This is a genomic window from Acinetobacter sp. YH12043, assembly GCF_013419915.1.
In the GTDB taxonomy this organism is placed as follows: Bacteria; Pseudomonadota; Gammaproteobacteria; order Pseudomonadales; family Moraxellaceae; genus Acinetobacter.
On the sequence record NZ_VOZD01000008.1, the window covers coordinates 23,697 to 41,563 of the forward strand.

Consider the following 17,867-nt stretch of genomic DNA (forward strand, 5'->3'; position numbering starts at 1 on the left):
AGGCATGATTAGAAAAGCCCGCAATTCAATTGCGGGCTTTTTTGTTATAAGGTGTGCTGAAGAGAGAAAAGGGCAAATAATAGACATGAGTGCCACGGAAATATTTGAACTGAGACGAAATAATCTGGCCAAAGTGATTGATCAGTTGATTGATAGCCAGCAGTTTAAAAATGGCAAAGAGATTTGCGAGCACTTTGGTCTGTCTGCAGCTTATATTACCCAGCTATTGAACAGTAAACGCCAGATTGGAGAAAAGGCCGCACGCGAGCTGGAGCAGCAACTGGGCTTGGAAAGTTTAATATTGGATCGTGCTGAAGCACCTGTCATTGAAGTGGTATCTAGTCCTGTAAAAATAACTTTGTTCCAGATGCAGGTTGTTGAGCAGCAAGCCTTTAAAATAGAAGTTATAGATTCGGCAGAAAATCTTGTATCTTGGCTGAAATTGGAACCTCAGCATTATGCCATTCAGGTGACAGGACAGTATTATTTTCCGAGCCTAAAAGCAGGCTGGTGGTTGGTCTGTGATGAGCAAGCCGTATTACAGTCATCTGGCTTGGTGTGTCTTTATTTAATTAATGGACTGCAGCTCATTGTGGAGCTGATTTCGGAAAACCAGGACAGCTATCAGATCCAAAGTCTGGATGAAAGCCGCAAGGTTAGTTTCCAGAAATCTGATGTAGCTAGAATCCATCCTGTGATTGCCATAGTGCCTCAGCATTCAATTTTTTTAGACCAGAAATAATTCAGCCCATCATAAGATGGGCTGAATAGGGAAATCGAAAACGGATCGCTTATGGAAGCTGATTTTCGTCTTCAAATTCTGGTTTCACCTGAACAATAAAGTCCTGACGATTCAGACCACGCCATAGGGCGAAGGCTGTACCGATATAGATCGAAGAATAGGTACCAACAAAGACACCCACAAACATCGCAATCGAGAACCATTTTAGACCAGCACCGCCCATGATCATCATGGCAACTACAACCAGTAATAATGTCATAGAAGTATGAATGGTACGGCGTAAGGTTTCAGTCAAGGCAATATTGATAATTTCAACAGGTTCGGCACCCCGGATCTTACGGAAGTTCTCACGGATACGGTCAGAGACCACGATATTATCGTTGAGTGAGAAACCGATGATCGCCAGTAGTGCAGCCAGAACTGTAAGGTCAAATGGCCATTGCATCATGGCAAAGATACCAATCGTCACCACGATATCGTGGAACAATGACAGTACCGCACCCATCGCCAGTTTGAACTCAAAGCGGATGGTGACATAGACCAGCATCAGCAAGAGGGCAAGGGCAACTGCACCTGCAGAACGCACATACAGCTCGTTACCGACCTGTCCACCGACTACATCGACCTTAGGTACCTGAGCCGCATTGCCTGGCAGCTGAACTGCTGCAGTAACGGCTTTGGTAAGGTCTTCTGCTTCAATATCTTCCTGTACCGGCATACGTACCATCAGGTCACGTTCCGAGCCCAGCGTCTGCACGACAGCATCATCAAAGCCAGATTTGCTGAGTGCCTGAGTCACATCATCTGGTTTTACTGGATTCGTGTAGTTCAGCTCTGCTGATACACCACCGGTAAAGTCCAGACCGAGGTTCAAGCCTTTAGTCGCAATAAAGAAGATGCTGGCAACCGTCAGGATGATAGAGAACACTGCCGCAGGCAATGCAATCTTCATAAACGGAATGATACGTTCGTCTTCAGGACGACCATACTGTTTTTGATTCAGTTGAGTATTTTCAGTCATCATCGATCTCCTAAATGCTCAACTTTTTCAAGTTACGTTTTTTGCCATAGATGATCTGTACGATCGCACGGGTTACCGTAATCGCCGTAAACATCGAGCAGACAATACCAATCATCAGGGTCACAGCAAAGCCTTTGATCGGACCAGTACCAATTGCGAACAGAATGAACGCTACCAGGAAGGTAGTTAAGTTCGAGTCGAAAATGGTGTTATAGGCTCGATCATAACCGGCCACAATTGCCTGTTTCGGCGAGGCGCCCCATTTCATTTCTTCCCGTATCCGCTCACAGATCAGTACGTTGGCATCGACCGCCATACCAATGGTAATCACGATACCGGCAATACCCGGCAGGGTGAGGGAAGCGCCAATCCATGACATGACAGTCAGAATCATCGCCAGGTTAACAACCAGTGCGAAGTTGGCAATGACACCGAATAGACGGAAGAATACGACCATCCAGATTGCTACCAGAATGAAGCCGATTTGAGTAGAGAGTACGCCTTTATCAATATTTTCCTGACCCAGACTTGGACCAATCACACGTTCTTCAACGAAATACATTGGCGCGGCCAGAGCGCCGGCACGTAGCATCAAGGCAAGCTCAGAAGCTTCCTGAGGTGAGTCCAGACCGGTAATACGGAATTGAGAACCTAATACTGCCTGAATTGTTGCAGCGTTAATCACCACAGATTCAGTATATGGTGTACGCACTTCAGTTTGTGCACCAGTTGCCGGATCTTCTACGTAGCTGATCTTTTGCTTGTTCTCGATGAACAGTACCGCCATACGTTTGCCTACGGCATTACGTGTGGCATCTGCCATCAATTTACCGCCAGCGCTGTCCAAAGTAATATTAACTTCAGCACCGCCAGTATCCTGACTAAAGCCAGAAGATGCATTTTGTACGCGTTCACCAGTCAAAATACGGTTACGGTTCAGCAATAACTGACGACCACTGTCCAGAGATTCATAAGCAAATGCTTGAGTCCCTGCTGGAGCTGTACCACTTAATTGACCAGTATAAGGATCGATGTATTGATCATTCAGATCAGACACCAGACGGAATTCCAGGTTCGCCGTACGGCCCAAGACACGTTTTGCTTCTGCGGTATCCTGTACACCCGGAAGTTCAACCACAATACGGTTGCTGCCTTGGGTTTGTACCAGCGCTTCAGCCACACCTAACTCGTTAATACGATTACGTAAAGTAGTTAAGTTCTGGTTCACCGCATAAGATTCGATTTCCTGCTTACGCGTATCGGTATAGTTGAGGCGTAAAGTCGAACCGGTTTCAGTCGCCACGGCCTGCTGGTTGAATTCATTGCCATTACGGCGCAAGAAATCCATGACGGCAGCACGATCCTCATTATTGGCAAACTGCACAACAATGGTGTTATTGCTTAAATTCAGGCTATTGAATTTCAGGTTGTTATCACGCAGCTGACGGCGCAGGTCAGTTGCAGAGGTGTCCATGCGCTGTGCAATCGCCTTGTCCATATCCACTTCTAATAGGAAATGAACACCACCACGTAAGTCCAGACCCAGTTTCATTGGTTTGGCACCAATTTTCTGTAGCCATTCTGGAGTGGTTGGAGCAAGGTTAAGTGCTACGACGTATTCATCACCTAAACCACGGCGTAAAGCTTCTTTGGCTTTCAGCTGTGCTTCACTTGAATTTACACGTAATAAAGCAGCGTTATTACTAAAGCTATTGTCGTGAGTTGCAATATTTTCAGTTGTTAAAATCTGCTCTGCTTTTTGTACGATGCCTGCGTCAATCTGAGTACCGGCTTTGGCACCCGAAATCTGTACAGCAGGTTCATCTGGATACAAACTTGGCAGGGCATATAAAGTACTGACCACCAGGACAACCAGGATCAGCACATATTTCCATGCTGGGTAACGCATTCGTTTTCTTCTTAAAATGAAAAAGTCGTGCGGGGAGCACGACTAATTTTGATTAAATGTTATTTAAAGTGCCTTCAGGCAGAACTGAGATCACACTCGCACGTTGAACTTTGACTTCTACACCGCGGCTCAATTCAACGACTGCGAAATCACCTTCAATTTTAGTGATTTTGCCCATTAAGCCGCCTGCAAAAACGACTTCGCTGCCTACGCCAAGGCTGTCAACCAGAGCACGGTGCTCTTTGGCACGTTTTGATTGAGGGCGCCAGATCAAGAAATAGAAGATTGCAACAAAAACCGCAATCATCAAAAGGTTAGCCATCAAGCTTGGTTGTTGTGCAGCTTCACCTGCAGCGTGAGCAGTCGAAATAAATAGGCTCATTTCATTTTCCTAAAATAAAAAACTGGTGATCAACTTGATAATAAATTGACATATTCTTGCAATTTACCCTGTCTTTTTCCTCAGCGCAAATGCTGAAAGATTAATCTTGTGGACAAGGTGGAACTTCCAGGCCACGACGAGCGTAAAAGTCCTGAACAAATTCATCAAAAGTTCCGTTATCCAGCGCGTTGCGGATATCTTCAGTAAAACGCTGGTAATAACGCAGGTTATGGATGGTGCCGAGCATAGAACCCAGCATTTCTCCACATTTCTCTAAATGGAACAGATAAGCACGGGTAAAGTTCTGACAGGTATAACAATCGCAATGTGGATCAAGTGGGCTTTGATCATGACGGTATTGGCTATTACGGATACGCACTAGACCATCGGTCACGAAATAATGACCATTACGTGCATTTCGGGTTGGCATGACGCAGTCGAACATGTCTACACCACGGCGGATACCTTCAACAATATCTTCCGGTTTGCCGACACCCATCAGGTAACGCGGTTTATTTTCCGGCATTTTGTTCGGAAGATAATCCAGTACCTTGATCATTTCTTCTTTCGGTTCACCGACAGACAGACCGCCAATCGCATAGCCGTCGAAGTCAATCTCAAGCAGGCCTTTTAAGGATTCATCGCGCAGGTCTTCATACATCCCGCCCTGAATAATCCCGAACAGGGCATTTTTATTGTTGAGTTCATCATGATGATGTTTCTTGCAGCGCTCAGCCCAACGTAAAGACAGCTGCAAAGATTTCTGCGCTTCTTCATGGGTTGCAGGATAAGGCGTACATTCATCAAAAATCATCACGATATCGGAGTTCAACGTATGCTGAATTTCCATTGAAATTTCAGGTGAAAGGAAAACTTTTGAACCATCGATCGGGGAGCGGAAGGTCACGCCTTTTTCTTCAATCTTGCGCATTGCACCCAGACTGAAGACTTGGAAGCCGCCTGAGTCAGTCAGAATCGGTTTATCCCATTTCATGAAACCGTGCAGGCCACCATGCTGCTTGATGACTTCAAGGCCCGGACGCAGGTATAAGTGGAAAGTATTACCGAGGATAATCTGTGCTTTAATACCTTCAACATCACGTGGCAACATGCCTTTAACCGTGCCATAAGTACCAACTGGCATAAAGACGGGTGTCTCTACTACGCCATGTTCAAGCGTTAAACGACCACGACGGGCACGACCCGACTGACCTAATTTTTCAAACTTCATAAGAGTTCCAAATCAAGGCGAAAAAACAGTTCGCTGATTACTAATGCGAATTAAAGGGCGCTATTTTCCTTGATTCTGACCTTAAACGCCAGCATTGTAGAGAATTCACTCTGTAATTTTATTTATCGATGAATAGAGGAAATATCAGGTGAAAGAGGTAAGTTTGCAGAAAATTGCTGTAAACGCTGCATAATTTCTTCCCGGCTCAAGGCACAGCTACCATCAGGTTCAGCCGCCATGGCAGCAATATGCTGGATCAATTTTTGGATATAGATATTGCTGTCGACAAAATAAGATTCCAGCGTTAGTAAATAGGCATCCTGCGCCACTTGCAAATAGTCATAAGGCTCCATAGCCAGCATCTGTTCCAGATCAATCAGAATATCCTTATCACTTTGTGAGAGTTTTAAACGTTTATTGACTCTCGGTTGAGACAGGGTCTGTCTGAAAGCTAAAAAGTCCTGCAATAAGCGACTGTCAGAATTGAGTTCAAGTGCAGATCGGCATTCAAATTCGGTCTGGGTCGGAACGCTGAGGAAAAAGATAATCGAATCTAGATCCAGGCCATAAGCTTCAGATAATTTGCGTTTGGCTTGCTTAAAAGTTTCTAGCAATAAATCCAAGTGAGTAGCAGGAAGCTGTTTTTGTTGAGCTAAGACAGGATGGCCAAAACTATGCTGGGTTTTAAAATACTCTGCCAGCCAAGTTTTAAAAGGCACGAGTTTAGATTGTGAAGAGGCTTGAGTTCTATAGCGCCATTTTCGTACATTCCAGCGATCCTGTTCGGCCAGATATTGCAGTGGATCTTCAGGATCCTGGAAAATGCTACGTTCTGTGGAAATCGCCAGATCATCCAGCAGCAAAAATTCATCAAAGACCAGACTACAGGCATAGATGTGATCATCCTGATAGCGATCATACAGTTGATAAAATTCCTTGACCAGCGTCTGTTGCAAGTGTTCTAAATAATCCAGCATGATTTTTTATTCTTTTTATTGGGTTTTATAAGTGTATTGCTTTATCTCTCGCTATTTCATCATAAGCCAATGTATTGCAAATCAAAAACTATAAAATGTAATGATTTTTCTCAGTGGAAGTTCGGACGATAGTCAAAGTTTTGACTCACAGTCTGGTCACGGAAAGGGCGTACTGCTTTCTTTCTGAGGAACATGTTATTGATAATATTGTGCGGAAAAATCTGAATCTGGTTATTGAAGAGTTCAACATTGCGGTTGTAGATGGTAATCGCAGCACCGACATTTTCATTCTGTTCTTCAATTTCATTCATCATTTTCAGGTAAATGTCATTTGCTTTCAGTTCAGGATAGTTTTCAATCACCACATTCAGGCTGCGCATCAGTTCTTTATTCAGGTTTTCAACCCGTTGTAACTGGGCAATATCGGCATCCTGGATATTCAGGTTCATAATGTTCTGGCGCAGTTCAGTGACTTTCTCTAAAGTGCCTTTTTCAAAACTGGAATATTGCTCAACCAGAGGTTGCAGACCATCCAGGATTTTTAGTTTTTGCCGCTCATAGCTGGCGACATCGGACCATGCACGAATAGTGGAGTTATGATGACGCACAATGCTGTTACGAATCATGATAATGGCAATAATGACCAGAAGCGGGATAATGACAAAAACAAAAAATCCCATAAAAGTAGTCCCCAGAAAAAAATAATTATTTTAAAAATTGCGTCAGATCAGTATGTAACTTTTCCAATTCTATTAATTTAAACGTTCTGAGATGGCCACGCAATGTGGAAATATCGTTAATTTTATCGTGTTTACTGGATACCTGAAATAAATCATGTGGTCCCAGATAGCAGAGCATATGGCTTTCCGGGTGAAATAGTAAATTGCCCTGACGCTGCTCAAAAAAGTCCGCCAGTCGAAGTACAAAACCGGGTGTGAGTATTTTGGCCATTTGCATCGGATCACTGCCAAAGAAATTTAATTTCTGGTTGGTGCGAATGTCGCTGCTGTGCCAAGGATGAGCATAAGGATAATGAAATTTCTTTCTGGAGGTAGTCACGGCTAGCCCCTGAATCTGAACATCAAAAACAAATACCCCCCAAAGGTCTTTATGTACCTGGGTCAGTTTGACCGGCTGACCTTCCTTATTGCGTACCTGAACTTCGTGCACATAATGATATTGAAAGACCAGAACCTGATGTTGTTGACCATCTTCATCTTCCCAGACAGTGCTGGCATAGCGTGAAATCTCATTACTTAGAGAACCTTGATTAAATACCGGGAACAGACGTTTTAAATGGCTAATAAAATGTAGGGGATTGAGTGGAATAGAAATATGTTGTGGCTGTTTCTGAAAAGCCAGCTGGTATTTTTTGGCGAGCGCCTCATCTTCCAGATAGCGAATGACTTCATCTAGTGGCTGGCGATGTTCATAGCTGATATAAGCCCAGAATACCAGTAGGCATCCAAAGAAAACACCGCTTTGCATCCAGATATTGGCCGGTGCCACAAAGATGCAGCCAATCAGAAAGAGTCCGATTCCGGCCAGAGCAAACGGTAAATTATTTTCAAATTTTAAGCTAATTGGGCCGTTCCATGGATGCAAGCCATCCAATAATTCCTGATGGCTTTTGGCCTGACGACCCAGATCCCAGAGCCGGGCGATATTGCGAAACACCACTTCATTTTTCTTGCGTCGAATATGAATGGAGTGCTGCACAGACTCGATCGGCATGGGGAGGTTTCCTGCTGATTATTGCGCTTGATCAATCAGCATGGCATCGCCATAACTAAAGAAGCGGTATTTGCTTTCAACCGCGTGCTTGTAAGCATTCAGGATATTTTCGCGGTTAGATAGAGCTGAAACCAGCATGAGCAGGGTAGATTCTGGTAAATGGAAGTTGGTAATCAGACGATCCACCACTTTGAACTCATAACCCGGATAGATGAAGATTTGAGTATCACCGGTCCAGCCTTTCAGTTCACCACCATTGGCCTGAGCCGCACTTTCGGTCGCACGGGTTGCGGTCGTACCGACAGCAATCACTTTATTACCACGTGCTTTGGTGGCTTTGATCAATTCCATGGATTCATCCGATACCTGACACCATTCGCTGTGCATGATATGGTTTTCGATATCATTGGTACGAACTGGCAGGAAAGTACCTGCACCGACATGCAAGGTCACAAAGGTTTTCTGAATGCCTTTTTCTTCCAGTTTCTTCAGCAATTCTTCATCGAAGTGCAGGGAAGCGGTAGGAGCAGCAACGCTGGCCAGTTTTGTCGGATCATTGAAAACGGTTTGATAACGAACCGTATCAATCTCTTCCGCTTCACGGTTGAAATAGGGTGGAATTGGTAGCGCGCCGTATTTGTCTAAAACATCCAGAATCGGCTGAGAAAACTCGACAATAAACAGATTTTCATGACGGCCTTGAACGGTGACTTTGACTTCATCTGGACCAATAAATAATTCTGCACCAGCTTTAGGTGTATTGCTGGCCTTGATATGACAATGCGCAATGAACTGATCCATCATACGCTCAACCAGTACTTCAACTGCACCACCAGAGGCACGTTTACCTTTCAGGCGCGCTTTCATCACTTTGGTATCGTTCAGAACCAGCAAATCGCCTTCATTCAATAAATCCAGAATATCGGTGAACTGGTGATCGTGATATTGGCCATGTGCATCAAGGTGTAACAGGCGGGAAGCACTACGTTGTTCAAGAGGATAGCGAGCAATCAGCTCATCAGGGAGATCGAAACTAAAATCAGAAAGTTGCATGACAATTTACGATAAAAAAACTGCGGCTAGTATAAACTTTTTTCTTTTTTATGGCGGGAATTGCTCGATTATAAAACAAAAAAATAAGAATTGTTTTAAAATTAGGCAAATGTGTTTTTTCTGCGTTGACAAGTTTTTGAAACAGAGTAATATAGCCGTCATCCACTCCCGAGGTGGTGAAATTGGTAGACGCGGCGGACTCAAAATCCGCTGTCAGAGATGACGTGTCGGTTCGAGTCCGACCCTCGGGACCAAGATTCTGAAGAACCCCAAGCATATTAAGTCTTGGGGTTTTTTATTGCCTAAAAATAAGCACGTAGATGTGGACCTCATTGATTGATCGCATTCTGTATCTTTAATTTGGTAAGGCATCTTTCAGGATAAGAACCTTAATCAGCACTTAAATAAACTAATTGCCTTTATTCTGAATATAAAAAAAACCCACTCACCAAATTTTTCTTTTTTCACTATTAAAAATAAAATTCAGGAGTGGAGCTAGATATTACAGTCTTAATAAATTAAGAAAATTCACCCGTTGAGCGTTCTTTGGCCCAGTCACGCAGGATAAATTTCTGCAATTTCCCGGTTGAAGTTTTTGGAATCTCGGTAATCACTACATCTTTAGGTACTTTAAAACGCGCCAGATGTTGCTTGCAGAATTCGATAATCTCTTCTGCTGTGGCAGTTTGTCCTGCTTTCAGTTCGACAAAGGCACATGGTACTTCCTGCCAGCGTGGATCTGGTTTTGCCACCACGGCTGCCGTAAGAATGGCAGGATGCTGATAGAGAACTTCTTCCACTTCCAGCGATGAAATATTCTCACCACCCGAAATAATCACGTCTTTAGAGCGGTCGGTAATTTTTGCATAACCATCAGGTTGGCATACTGCCAGATCGCCAGTATGGAACCAGCCACCGGCAAAGGCTTCAGCAGTTGCTTCCGGATTCTTTAAATAACCTTTCATGACGATGTTGCCACGGAACATGATTTCACCCATGGTCTGACCATCATGTGGCACTTCCTGCATGGTGTCAGGATCAAGCACTTTCATGCCATCTTGCAGTGGATATGGTACACCTTGACGAGAATGCAGTTGTGCCTGTTCCTGAATCGACAGGTCTGACCAGCCTGCCTGAGACGCACAGAGCGCAGAAGGGCCGTAGGTCTCGGTCAAGCCATAGACGTGAGTCACATTAATACCGATATTGCGCATGCCCTCAATGATTGCAGCAGGAGGCGCAGCACCGGCTACCATCACTTCGACGCGGTGATCAAACTTGGTCTTTTTCTCTTCAGGGGTATTGATCAACATAGACAGCACAATCGGTGCACCACAGAAATAATCCACTTTATGTTCAGCAATCAGCTTAAAGATCAGTTCCGGATCAACTTTACGTAAGCAGACGTTCGTACCGCCATTGGCTGCCATGGTCCAGGCAAAACACCAGCCATTACAGTGGAACAGTGGTAAGGTCCATAAGTAAGTGGCACGCGGCATCATGCCACAGGCAATGATATTACTGGCTGCGTTAATATAGGCACCACGGTGATGATAAACCACGCCTTTCGGATTGCCTGTGGTTCCAGAAGTGTAGTTCAGGCTGATTGCATTCCACTCATCATCCGGTAAATGCCATTCAAAATTGGCATCGCCTTGAGCTAGCCAGTCTTCATATTCAATCTGGCCGATACGGGTATCTTCACCCTCAAATTCCTCATCAGCCACATCAATCACATAAATGTCTTGCTGTGGAACCAGAGCCAAAGCTTCTGTTGCAACTGCAGAAAATTCTGGATCGACCAGCAGTACTTTGGTCTCAGCATGTTCCAGCATGAAGGCCAATGTTTTGGCATCCAGACGGGTATTTAAGGTATTCAGGACCGCACCCGCCATTGGCACAGCAAAGTGTGCTTCGATCATCGCAGGTACGTTTGGCAGTAAAACTGAAACGGTGTCATTTTTACCGATGCCTAAATTCTGGAGCTGGTGGGCAAACTGACGGCAACGATTGTATTTTTCACGCCAGGTAATACGACGCTTACCATGAATGATCGCATTTTGATTCGGGTAGATATAAGCCGCGCGATCGAGATAGCGTAAAGGTGACAGCGCTACAAAATTGGCAGGGGTGCGCGGTAATTCATCGTATGCCTTAACCATTGTAAAACTCCGTTCTATATTTATTTTTCATATCCTGTTAAAAAAGATATGCAATTCTTGGAAGTCTTGCAGTTATGCTTTAGTCGAGTGCGAATGTATAATTTTAAAAATTTAAATAATTGAATATTAATAAAATTATTTTTAAGCACCGATTTTTTTGAACCTATGGGTTCCCATATTTGCCTTTTTAGGTATTTTACTCTAAATGGGTGTTAAATATAGCCTCAGCCAAGGAATAATAATGAAAATACAACAGGCGGATGCAACATGGCGCAACTGGTCAGGAAGCCAGTACAGTTCTCCTCAAATTTTTGAGCCTAAAGAAATTAATGAATTGCAAAATCTGGTGAAGTCACATGCGCAGATTCGTGTGGTGGGTGCAGGACATTCATTCAGTGCACTAGCCAAAACCGATGAGGTCTTGATTCGTCTGGATCATTTCAAAGGCGTGATAGATGCAGATGAAGCGACAGCTCAATGTACTGTACAGGCAGGTACGCGTTTATATGAGTTGGGTGAATATCTAGCCCCTCTTAATCAGGCTTTGATCAATCAAGGCGATATTGATCAGCAAAGTCTGGCGGGTGCAGTCTCGACCGGTACGCATGGCACGGGAATTGATTTGCCGTGTTTATCTGCTTTCGTTCAAGGCTTTGAATTACTGACTGCAGATGGCGAATTATTGCAATGTGATGAGCAGCAAAATACGGAAATTTTTCAGGCAGGGCGGGTAGCACTGGGCAGTCTCGGAATACTCACCAAAATCACCCTGCAAAATCGGCCGCGTTATAAATTAAAAGAACAGATCCGGTTGTGTCCGTTAAAAGACATATTTTCCAATATCGATCAATGGAAACATCAGTATCGGCATATTGAGTTTTGGGCTTTTCTGCATGCTGATCAGGTCATGTTGAAAACACTAGATGAAACTGATGACCGCATTCAGCCGAGAAAAGAAAGCTGGCCATCAGAAGATAGTTTATTGACGTTATGCTCAGAATTGACACGGTTATTGCCGTCTACCAATCCTTATCTGCAAAAGCTGCTCGGTGTTTTTGTCAAACCCACCTGTTTTGTGGATTGGTCCAGTCAGATTTTCCCCACACCGCGTAATACCCGATTTAATGAAATGGAATACCAGATTCCGGTCGAACTAGGCTTGCAGTGTCTGGAAGAAGTGCTGCATTGTTTAAGGCAGCATCGTGTGCCGATGTTCTTTCCGATCGAGTTTCGTTATGTCAAAGCGGATGATATCTGGCTTAGTCCGTTCTATCAGCGGGATTCAGTTTCAATTTCTATCCATCAGTTTTATAAGCAGGATTATCATGTCATTTTTAATCTAATTGAACCGATTTTTCAGAAATATCAGGGGCGACCGCATTGGGGCAAATTACATAGCATGCATGCTGCATCACTGCGCGATTTATATCCAAAATGGCCTGAATTTATAGCGCTACGTCAGCAGCTGGATCCGCAGCAAAAATGGCTGAATCCCTACTTGAAACAACTGTTTCTGGCTAAGTAGCAGGAGTAGAAGATGCGATCAACTTATTTTCAGCAACTGACTCAAGACCTAAAACAGCAGGGTACAGGTACACCACAACTGATTCTGGATTTGGTTCAGTATCAGCATAATCTGGATGTTGTGCAGGCAAAACTACCTCCGCAGTTAAAGCCTCGTCTGGTGGTGAAATCTCTGTCCAGTACTGAGTTGCTTCAATTCGCTAGTGAAAAGCTGAATACCCAGCGTTTTATGGTATTTCATCTGCCACATCTTCGGGAAATTATCGGAGCATTTGAGCAAGCGGACATTCTACTCGGTAAGCCAATGCCGGTTCATGCAGCGCAGCGCTTTTATCAAAGCTGGTTTGGTCAAATGGACTTAAATACTCAAGCAAAAATTCAATGGCTGATCGATAGTCAGGCACGTCTGGAGCAGTATCTGCAACTCGCCCAAAGCCTGAATCTTTGCCTGAATGTGAATATTGAAATTGATGTGGGGCTGCATCGCGGAGGGGTGAACAGTCAGGAGCAGTTTATAGCCCTACTCAAGCTGATTCAGCAGCATCCTTTGTCTCTAAAATTCTCCGGATTAATGGGCTACGATGCGCATGTAGCTAAACTGCCAAAAATTCTCAAAAGTCCTGAAAAAAGTTATCAACAATCACAGCAGATTTATCAAAAATTCAAGATGACGCTGCAACAGCAATTTCCTGATTTATGGCATGAAAATCTTTGTTTTAACGGTGGCGGCAGTCCGACCTTTATGCAGCATTGCCAGCAGAGTATTTGTAATGATCTGGCTTTTGGTTCCATGCTACTTAAACCCAGCGATTTTGATCTAGACAATCTCTCAGCTTTAAAATGTGCCTTGTGGATCGCCACACCAATTTTAAAAGTGCTGCCTTATAGCCAGATTCCTGGACTGGAAATGCTGAATCATCTACCACATCAGCATAAAGCGCTATTTGTGTATGGTGGCTACTGGCAGGCGGACTATTATTTTCCAGAAAAAAGCCAGCCGCATGTTTTATATGGACGCAGTAGCAATCAGGAAATGGTTCTGGTACCGAAATCTTGCGAACTGAAAGTCGATGATTATGTGTTTTTAAGGCCGACCCAAAGTGAGGCCATCATTCCCCAGTTTTCTCACTTGTATGTCTATGCTGAAAGGCAATTTGAAGCGTGGCAAACCTTTAGAGAATAAATAATTCTTGAGCGAATAATGATCTTAACTCGTTGCAGCTCAAAAGAACTTTTTGGTGATAAATCCTATTTTTATTAGGGAAAAGGTTTAATCATTGGCTCAAGCCGTGTAAAATTCTAGGCGATTTTTTATTTATCCACCGTTTTTATCTTTTGAGGTTCTCCCTCGATCATAATCTCGCGGTGACATGCTCCATGGTACGGGGCATCACTCCTTAAGGATTTCATATGCCAATTATCACTTTGCCAAATGGCGATCAAAAACAGTTTGATCACGCCGTATCTGTGATGGAAGTTGCTCAAAGCATCGGTCCTGGTCTTGCAAAAAATACCGTTGCAGGTCGTGTAAACGATCGTCTAGTGGACGCGTGCGATCTGATTACTGAAGACGCAACCTTACACATCATCACGCCTAAAGATGAAGAAGGTGTCGAAATTATTCGTCACTCTTGCGCACACTTGGTGGGTCATGCCGTTAAGCAATTGTTCCCAGAAGCAAAGATGGTCATTGGTCCAGTCATTGAAGAAGGTTTCTACTATGACATCTGGATGCCACGTCCATTTACTTTAGATGACATGGCTGCGATTGAAGAGCGTATGAAAAAGCTCATCGATCAAGACTATGACGTCGTGAAAAAAATGACTCCACGTGATGAAGTGATTGCAGAATTCACTGCACGTGGCGAAGAATACAAATTGCGCCTGATCGCAGACATGCCTGAAGAAACTCAAATGGGCCTGTACTACCATCAGGACTATCTGGATATGTGCCGTGGTCCGCACGTACCAAATACCAAATTCCTAAAATCGTTCAAACTGACTAAAATTTCTGGTGCTTACTGGCGCGGTGATGCGAAGAATGAACAGCTACAACGGATCTATGGTACAGCTTGGGCGGATAAGAAACAGCTCGCAGCTTATATCAAGCGTATTGAAGAAGCTGAAAAACGCGATCACCGTAAAATTGGTAAAGCCTTAGACTTGTTCCATATGCAGGAAGAAGCACCAGGTATGGTGTTCTGGCATCCAAACGGCTGGACCATTTACCAAGTGCTTGAACAATACATGCGTAAAGTTCAGCAAGAAAATGGTTACCTTGAAATCCGTACACCACAAGTGGTGGATTTCACGCTTTGGGAAAAATCAGGTCACGCAGCGAACTATGCTGAAAACATGTTTACGACTCATTCAGAGAACCGTAACTACGCTGTAAAACCGATGAACTGTCCTTGTCACGTGCAAGTGTTCAACCAGGGCTTAAAATCATATCGTGATCTTCCAATCCGTTTAGCGGAGTTTGGTTCATGTCACCGTAACGAGCCATCGGGTTCTTTACACGGCATCATGCGTGTACGTGGTTTTACCCAAGATGATGCGCATATTTTCTGTACTAAAGAACAAATCGGTACTGAAGTTGCAGACTTTATCAAATTGACACTAGACGTATACAAAGATTTTGGCTTTGAAGAAGTACAAATGAAGTTATCTACACGTCCTGAAAAACGTGTGGGTGATGATGCACTTTGGGATATGGCAGAAAAATCTTTGGCAGATGCTTTAGATGCTGCTGGCCTAGATTGGGATTTACAACCAGGTGAAGGTGCATTCTACGGTCCGAAGATCGAATTCTCATTGAAAGACTGCTTAGGCCGAATCTGGCAGTGTGGTACCATTCAATGTGACTTCAATCTTCCAGAACGTCTGGATGCCTCTTATGTTACTGAAGACAACGATCGTGATCAGCCTGTGATGTTGCACCGTGCAATTCTTGGCAGTTTCGAACGTTTTATTGGTATACTGATTGAACACTACGCGGGCTTTATGCCACCTTGGTTATCACCAGTGCAAGCGTGTGTCATGAATATTACTGATGCTCAAGCCGAGGCTTGTGAGTCAGTCGTCGCGAAACTTAAAGAAAACGGAATTCGTGCAATTTCTGACTTGAGAAATGAGAAAATCGGCTTTAAGATTCGTGAACGTACTTTAGAGCGTATTCCTTACTTATTGGTACTTGGGGACCGTGAGGTAGAGGAAGGTACTGTGAATGTCCGTACCCGCTCAGGAAAAAATTTGGGTACTATGTCAATCGATGCTTTCGTTGACTTAGTAAAAGCAGCCGTTGCCGAACGCGGCCGGTACATTGTGGAGTAACAGCGATTAAACAGCCTGACCGTAATCAACAGGGCGGTAATAAATCAAACCGTCCTGCCTTGAATGATGAAATTCGTGCTAAAGAAGTTCGTCTTGTAGACGAAAATGGTGAGCAAAAAGGTATTGTAAGCCTTGCGGAAGCATTGCGCGCAGCAGAAAATGTTGAGCTTGATCTTGTTGAGATCGTAGCCAATGCTGAGCCACCTGTTTGCAAAATCATGGACTTCAATAAGCATTTGTTTGATCTGAAACAAAAGCAGAAAGAAGCGAAGAAAAAACAACATCAAGTCCAGGTGAAAGAAATCAAGCTACGTCCTGCGACAGATGTAGGTGATTACAACGTAAAATTACGTGCAATCATCAAATTCCTTGAAGAAGGAAACAAGGTTAAAATTACCCTGCGTTTCCGTGGTCGTGAAATGGCTCACCAGCAACTGGGTCTGGCTCAACTGCAAAAAGTTGAAGCAGACGTCGTTGAATATGGTGTTGTTGAACAAGCACCAAAAATGGAAGGTCGTCAAATGGGTATGCTGCTTGGTCCTAAAAAGAAAAAGTAAGCATCTCTTGATGAAAAAAGCCCTGCATTTGCAGGGCTTTTTTATGAGGTAACTTAATTTTTTATTGAGTAGGGTAGGATTTTCCTGCTTCTACAATCGGAATATTGGCCTCAGTGGGTACATAAATTATTTGTTGAATACGACCTTCACGTAGGGCTTCACCAAATGCACCAATAAATTCCTGCTTGCGATATTCAGGATAATCTTTAGCTGCCTGCCCAACGAGTTTAATAGCTTCTGCACGCAGTTTGGCACTTTCCAGTTCCGCTTTTGCAACTTGCACTTGAATCATTTTAGATTGTTCTGCTTCAGCCAATGCTGCCTGACCATCCATCCCTTGTTTCCAAACTTTATAATGTGGCCAGCCAAACAATAGCAGTAAAATGACAATCAATAAAAAGAAGAGCAAGCCCAATAGCATGAATGGACTTAGGGCGTTGCGACGGACATAATTCATAGTGCACCTACGGCAGATTTTTTTATCTATGGTATTTATTGAATGTTTTATTCTGTTTCAGAAAAGCATAGCCGAAATTTTATGTAAATCAACTATATGTGGTGATAGGGGAAAGTCCCAACCAGAACACCATTTTTTAATAACTGCTTTTTGTCCTTTGAAATCTGATGAGATAAATTTCTTTCAGCTTAAACTTCATGATTAAAATTGCTTTTGAATCAGCTTTTATGATCTTAAATTCCAAGCACTGTGCATGGCCTGAATAATTTCTTTAGCTTGCTGACGGGAAAACATCGATAAATGAATCCGGAATAATCTTAAACAGAGCCGGTCGCGCCAACTGGACTGACAAAGAATAAAATCGAGAGTGCCATCTCGCTGATTAATTTGATGAGCGGGAAGTCTGGTTAGCCAGCGTTTGGTACGTGCCTTAATTGAATCATATTGAGGATTGATAAAGCTATAATGGACGGCTTCACGATATAAACACAGGCTGATCCGGTATCCTGCCAAAGTATAATAAATTGTCCGCGAGGTGATTTTTAGTTTAATGCTATATACCAAGAGCGATAGCATTAGGAAACCCAGCATATAGCCATAAAAGCTTGGAGACTCCTGCCATAAAAATACCAATCCTCGAATAAAACTGGAAGGAGGATCTGGAGTATGAAGGTATAAGGTCATCAAAATCCCAATGGGATAGCAAAGAAGGAGAAGTCCCATATGTTTCATCGTCTGGGCACTTTGATGAAACAGAATAATGTCTGATGTGTTCATATTATTAT

The 17,867-nt window shown here is 43.6% G+C and carries 16 protein-coding genes and 1 tRNA gene; 6 read left to right on the forward strand and 11 right to left on the reverse strand.

The annotated features are described in order from the left end of the window. Positions 1 to 85: 85 nt before the first annotated feature. Entirely contained in the window at positions 86 to 742 is a 657-nt protein-coding gene (locus FTU01_RS05530; protein WP_180138486.1) for a hypothetical protein, read from the forward strand. Positions 743 to 791: 49 nt separating this feature from the next. Here FTU01_RS05530 and secF read toward each other — a convergent pair whose 3' ends face one another. The 8 genes from secF to queA form a co-directional block, all read right to left on the reverse strand. Further along, entirely contained in the window at positions 792 to 1,766 is a 975-nt protein-coding gene (secF, locus tag FTU01_RS05535) for a protein translocase subunit SecF (protein WP_180138488.1), read from the reverse strand. Between the two features lie 7 nt (positions 1,767 to 1,773). After that, on the reverse strand, positions 1,774 to 3,672 hold the full coding sequence (gene secD, locus FTU01_RS05540; RefSeq protein ID WP_180138490.1) for a protein translocase subunit SecD: 1,899 nt from the start codon (positions 3,670 to 3,672) through the stop codon (positions 1,774 to 1,776). 52 nt (positions 3,673 to 3,724) lie between these two features. Beyond that, complete coding sequence (yajC, locus tag FTU01_RS05545) at positions 3,725 to 4,054, reverse strand: preprotein translocase subunit YajC (RefSeq protein WP_004783613.1); 330 nt, start codon at positions 4,052 to 4,054, stop codon at positions 3,725 to 3,727. Positions 4,055 to 4,154: 100 nt separating this feature from the next. Beyond that, the gene (gene tgt, locus FTU01_RS05550) at positions 4,155 to 5,285 is read right to left on the reverse strand and encodes a tRNA guanosine(34) transglycosylase Tgt (protein ID WP_004783611.1); all 1,131 of its coding nucleotides are present in this window, start codon (positions 5,283 to 5,285) and stop codon (positions 4,155 to 4,157) included. A gap of 122 nt (positions 5,286 to 5,407) precedes the next feature. Next, a complete protein-coding gene (locus FTU01_RS05555) occupies positions 5,408 to 6,262 on the reverse strand; it encodes a DUF4303 domain-containing protein (RefSeq protein WP_180048050.1) in 855 nt (284 codons plus the stop codon). A 110-nt stretch (positions 6,263 to 6,372) separates the two neighbouring features. Beyond that, entirely contained in the window at positions 6,373 to 6,942 is a 570-nt protein-coding gene (locus tag FTU01_RS05560) for a LemA family protein (RefSeq protein WP_034702415.1), read from the reverse strand. A 25-nt stretch (positions 6,943 to 6,967) separates the two neighbouring features. Then, positions 6,968 to 7,996 carry a hypothetical protein gene (locus FTU01_RS05565; protein WP_159123073.1) on the reverse strand — a complete coding sequence of 343 codons (1,029 nt, stop codon included), beginning with the start codon at positions 7,994 to 7,996 and terminating at the stop codon, positions 6,968 to 6,970. An 18-nt stretch (positions 7,997 to 8,014) separates the two neighbouring features. Next, on the reverse strand, positions 8,015 to 9,049 hold the full coding sequence (gene queA / locus FTU01_RS05570) for a tRNA preQ1(34) S-adenosylmethionine ribosyltransferase-isomerase QueA (RefSeq protein ID WP_180011730.1): 1,035 nt from the start codon (positions 9,047 to 9,049) through the stop codon (positions 8,015 to 8,017). A 167-nt stretch (positions 9,050 to 9,216) separates the two neighbouring features. On the opposite strand from queA, the gene FTU01_RS05575 reads away from it, so the two are divergent. Further along, positions 9,217 to 9,303 (forward strand) — tRNA-Leu (locus tag FTU01_RS05575). Between the two features lie 264 nt (positions 9,304 to 9,567). On the opposite strand, the gene FTU01_RS05580 is transcribed toward FTU01_RS05575, so the two are convergent. Then, positions 9,568 to 11,211 (reverse strand): acyl-CoA synthetase, encoded by a 1,644-nt coding sequence (locus FTU01_RS05580; RefSeq protein ID WP_180048046.1) that lies wholly within the window; start codon positions 11,209 to 11,211, stop codon positions 9,568 to 9,570. Positions 11,212 to 11,452: 241 nt separating this feature from the next. On the opposite strand from FTU01_RS05580, the gene FTU01_RS05585 reads away from it, so the two are divergent. The 4 genes from FTU01_RS05585 to infC all read left to right on the forward strand — a co-directional run bounded on the left by FTU01_RS05585 (position 11,453) and on the right by infC (position 16,625). After that, the gene (locus FTU01_RS05585; RefSeq protein WP_180048044.1) at positions 11,453 to 12,736 is read left to right on the forward strand and encodes a D-arabinono-1,4-lactone oxidase; all 1,284 of its coding nucleotides are present in this window, start codon (positions 11,453 to 11,455) and stop codon (positions 12,734 to 12,736) included. Positions 12,737 to 12,748: 12 nt separating this feature from the next. Beyond that, a complete protein-coding gene (locus tag FTU01_RS05590) occupies positions 12,749 to 13,918 on the forward strand; it encodes an alanine racemase (RefSeq protein ID WP_159123059.1) in 1,170 nt (389 codons plus the stop codon). A gap of 227 nt (positions 13,919 to 14,145) precedes the next feature. Continuing rightward, positions 14,146 to 16,068 carry a threonine--tRNA ligase gene (gene thrS / locus FTU01_RS05595; protein WP_159123058.1) on the forward strand — a complete coding sequence of 641 codons (1,923 nt, stop codon included), beginning with the start codon at positions 14,146 to 14,148 and terminating at the stop codon, positions 16,066 to 16,068. Positions 16,069 to 16,073: 5 nt separating this feature from the next. Beyond that, the gene (infC, locus tag FTU01_RS05600; RefSeq protein ID WP_081400954.1) at positions 16,074 to 16,625 is read left to right on the forward strand and encodes a translation initiation factor IF-3; all 552 of its coding nucleotides are present in this window, start codon (positions 16,074 to 16,076) and stop codon (positions 16,623 to 16,625) included. Positions 16,626 to 16,686: 61 nt separating this feature from the next. On the opposite strand, the gene FTU01_RS05605 is transcribed toward infC, so the two are convergent. Together FTU01_RS05605 and FTU01_RS05610 are read right to left on the reverse strand one after the other, a co-directional pair. Beyond that, on the reverse strand, positions 16,687 to 17,082 hold the full coding sequence (locus FTU01_RS05605; protein WP_004783587.1) for a hypothetical protein: 396 nt from the start codon (positions 17,080 to 17,082) through the stop codon (positions 16,687 to 16,689). A 225-nt stretch (positions 17,083 to 17,307) separates the two neighbouring features. Beyond that, positions 17,308 to 17,859 (reverse strand): hypothetical protein, encoded by a 552-nt coding sequence (locus FTU01_RS05610; protein WP_159123057.1) that lies wholly within the window; start codon positions 17,857 to 17,859, stop codon positions 17,308 to 17,310. Positions 17,860 to 17,867: the final 8 nt, after the last annotated feature.

Coding starts and splice junctions, on each gene's coding strand:
- secD (WP_180138490.1), bottom strand. CDS start 3,672: ATGCGTTACCCAGCATGGAAATATGTGCTGATCCTGGTTGTCCTGGTG.
- queA (WP_180011730.1), bottom strand. CDS start 9,049: ATGCAACTTTCTGATTTTAGTTTCGATCTCCCTGATGAGCTGATTGCT.
- FTU01_RS05530 (WP_180138486.1), top strand. CDS start 86: ATGAGTGCCACGGAAATATTTGAACTGAGACGAAATAATCTGGCCAAA.
- FTU01_RS05585 (WP_180048044.1), top strand. CDS start 11,453: ATGAAAATACAACAGGCGGATGCAACATGGCGCAACTGGTCAGGAAGC.
- thrS (WP_159123058.1), top strand. CDS start 14,146: ATGCCAATTATCACTTTGCCAAATGGCGATCAAAAACAGTTTGATCAC.
- secF (WP_180138488.1), bottom strand. CDS start 1,766: ATGATGACTGAAAATACTCAACTGAATCAAAAACAGTATGGTCGTCCT.
- FTU01_RS05610 (WP_159123057.1), bottom strand. CDS start 17,859: ATGAACACATCAGACATTATTCTGTTTCATCAAAGTGCCCAGACGATG.
- yajC (WP_004783613.1), bottom strand. CDS start 4,054: ATGAGCCTATTTATTTCGACTGCTCACGCTGCAGGTGAAGCTGCACAA.
- FTU01_RS05590 (WP_159123059.1), top strand. CDS start 12,749: ATGCGATCAACTTATTTTCAGCAACTGACTCAAGACCTAAAACAGCAG.
- FTU01_RS05565 (WP_159123073.1), bottom strand. CDS start 7,996: ATGCCGATCGAGTCTGTGCAGCACTCCATTCATATTCGACGCAAGAAA.
- FTU01_RS05560 (WP_034702415.1), bottom strand. CDS start 6,942: ATGGGATTTTTTGTTTTTGTCATTATCCCGCTTCTGGTCATTATTGCC.
- tgt (WP_004783611.1), bottom strand. CDS start 5,285: ATGAAGTTTGAAAAATTAGGTCAGTCGGGTCGTGCCCGTCGTGGTCGT.
- FTU01_RS05605 (WP_004783587.1), bottom strand. CDS start 17,082: ATGAATTATGTCCGTCGCAACGCCCTAAGTCCATTCATGCTATTGGGC.
- FTU01_RS05555 (WP_180048050.1), bottom strand. CDS start 6,262: ATGCTGGATTATTTAGAACACTTGCAACAGACGCTGGTCAAGGAATTT.
- FTU01_RS05580 (WP_180048046.1), bottom strand. CDS start 11,211: ATGGTTAAGGCATACGATGAATTACCGCGCACCCCTGCCAATTTTGTA.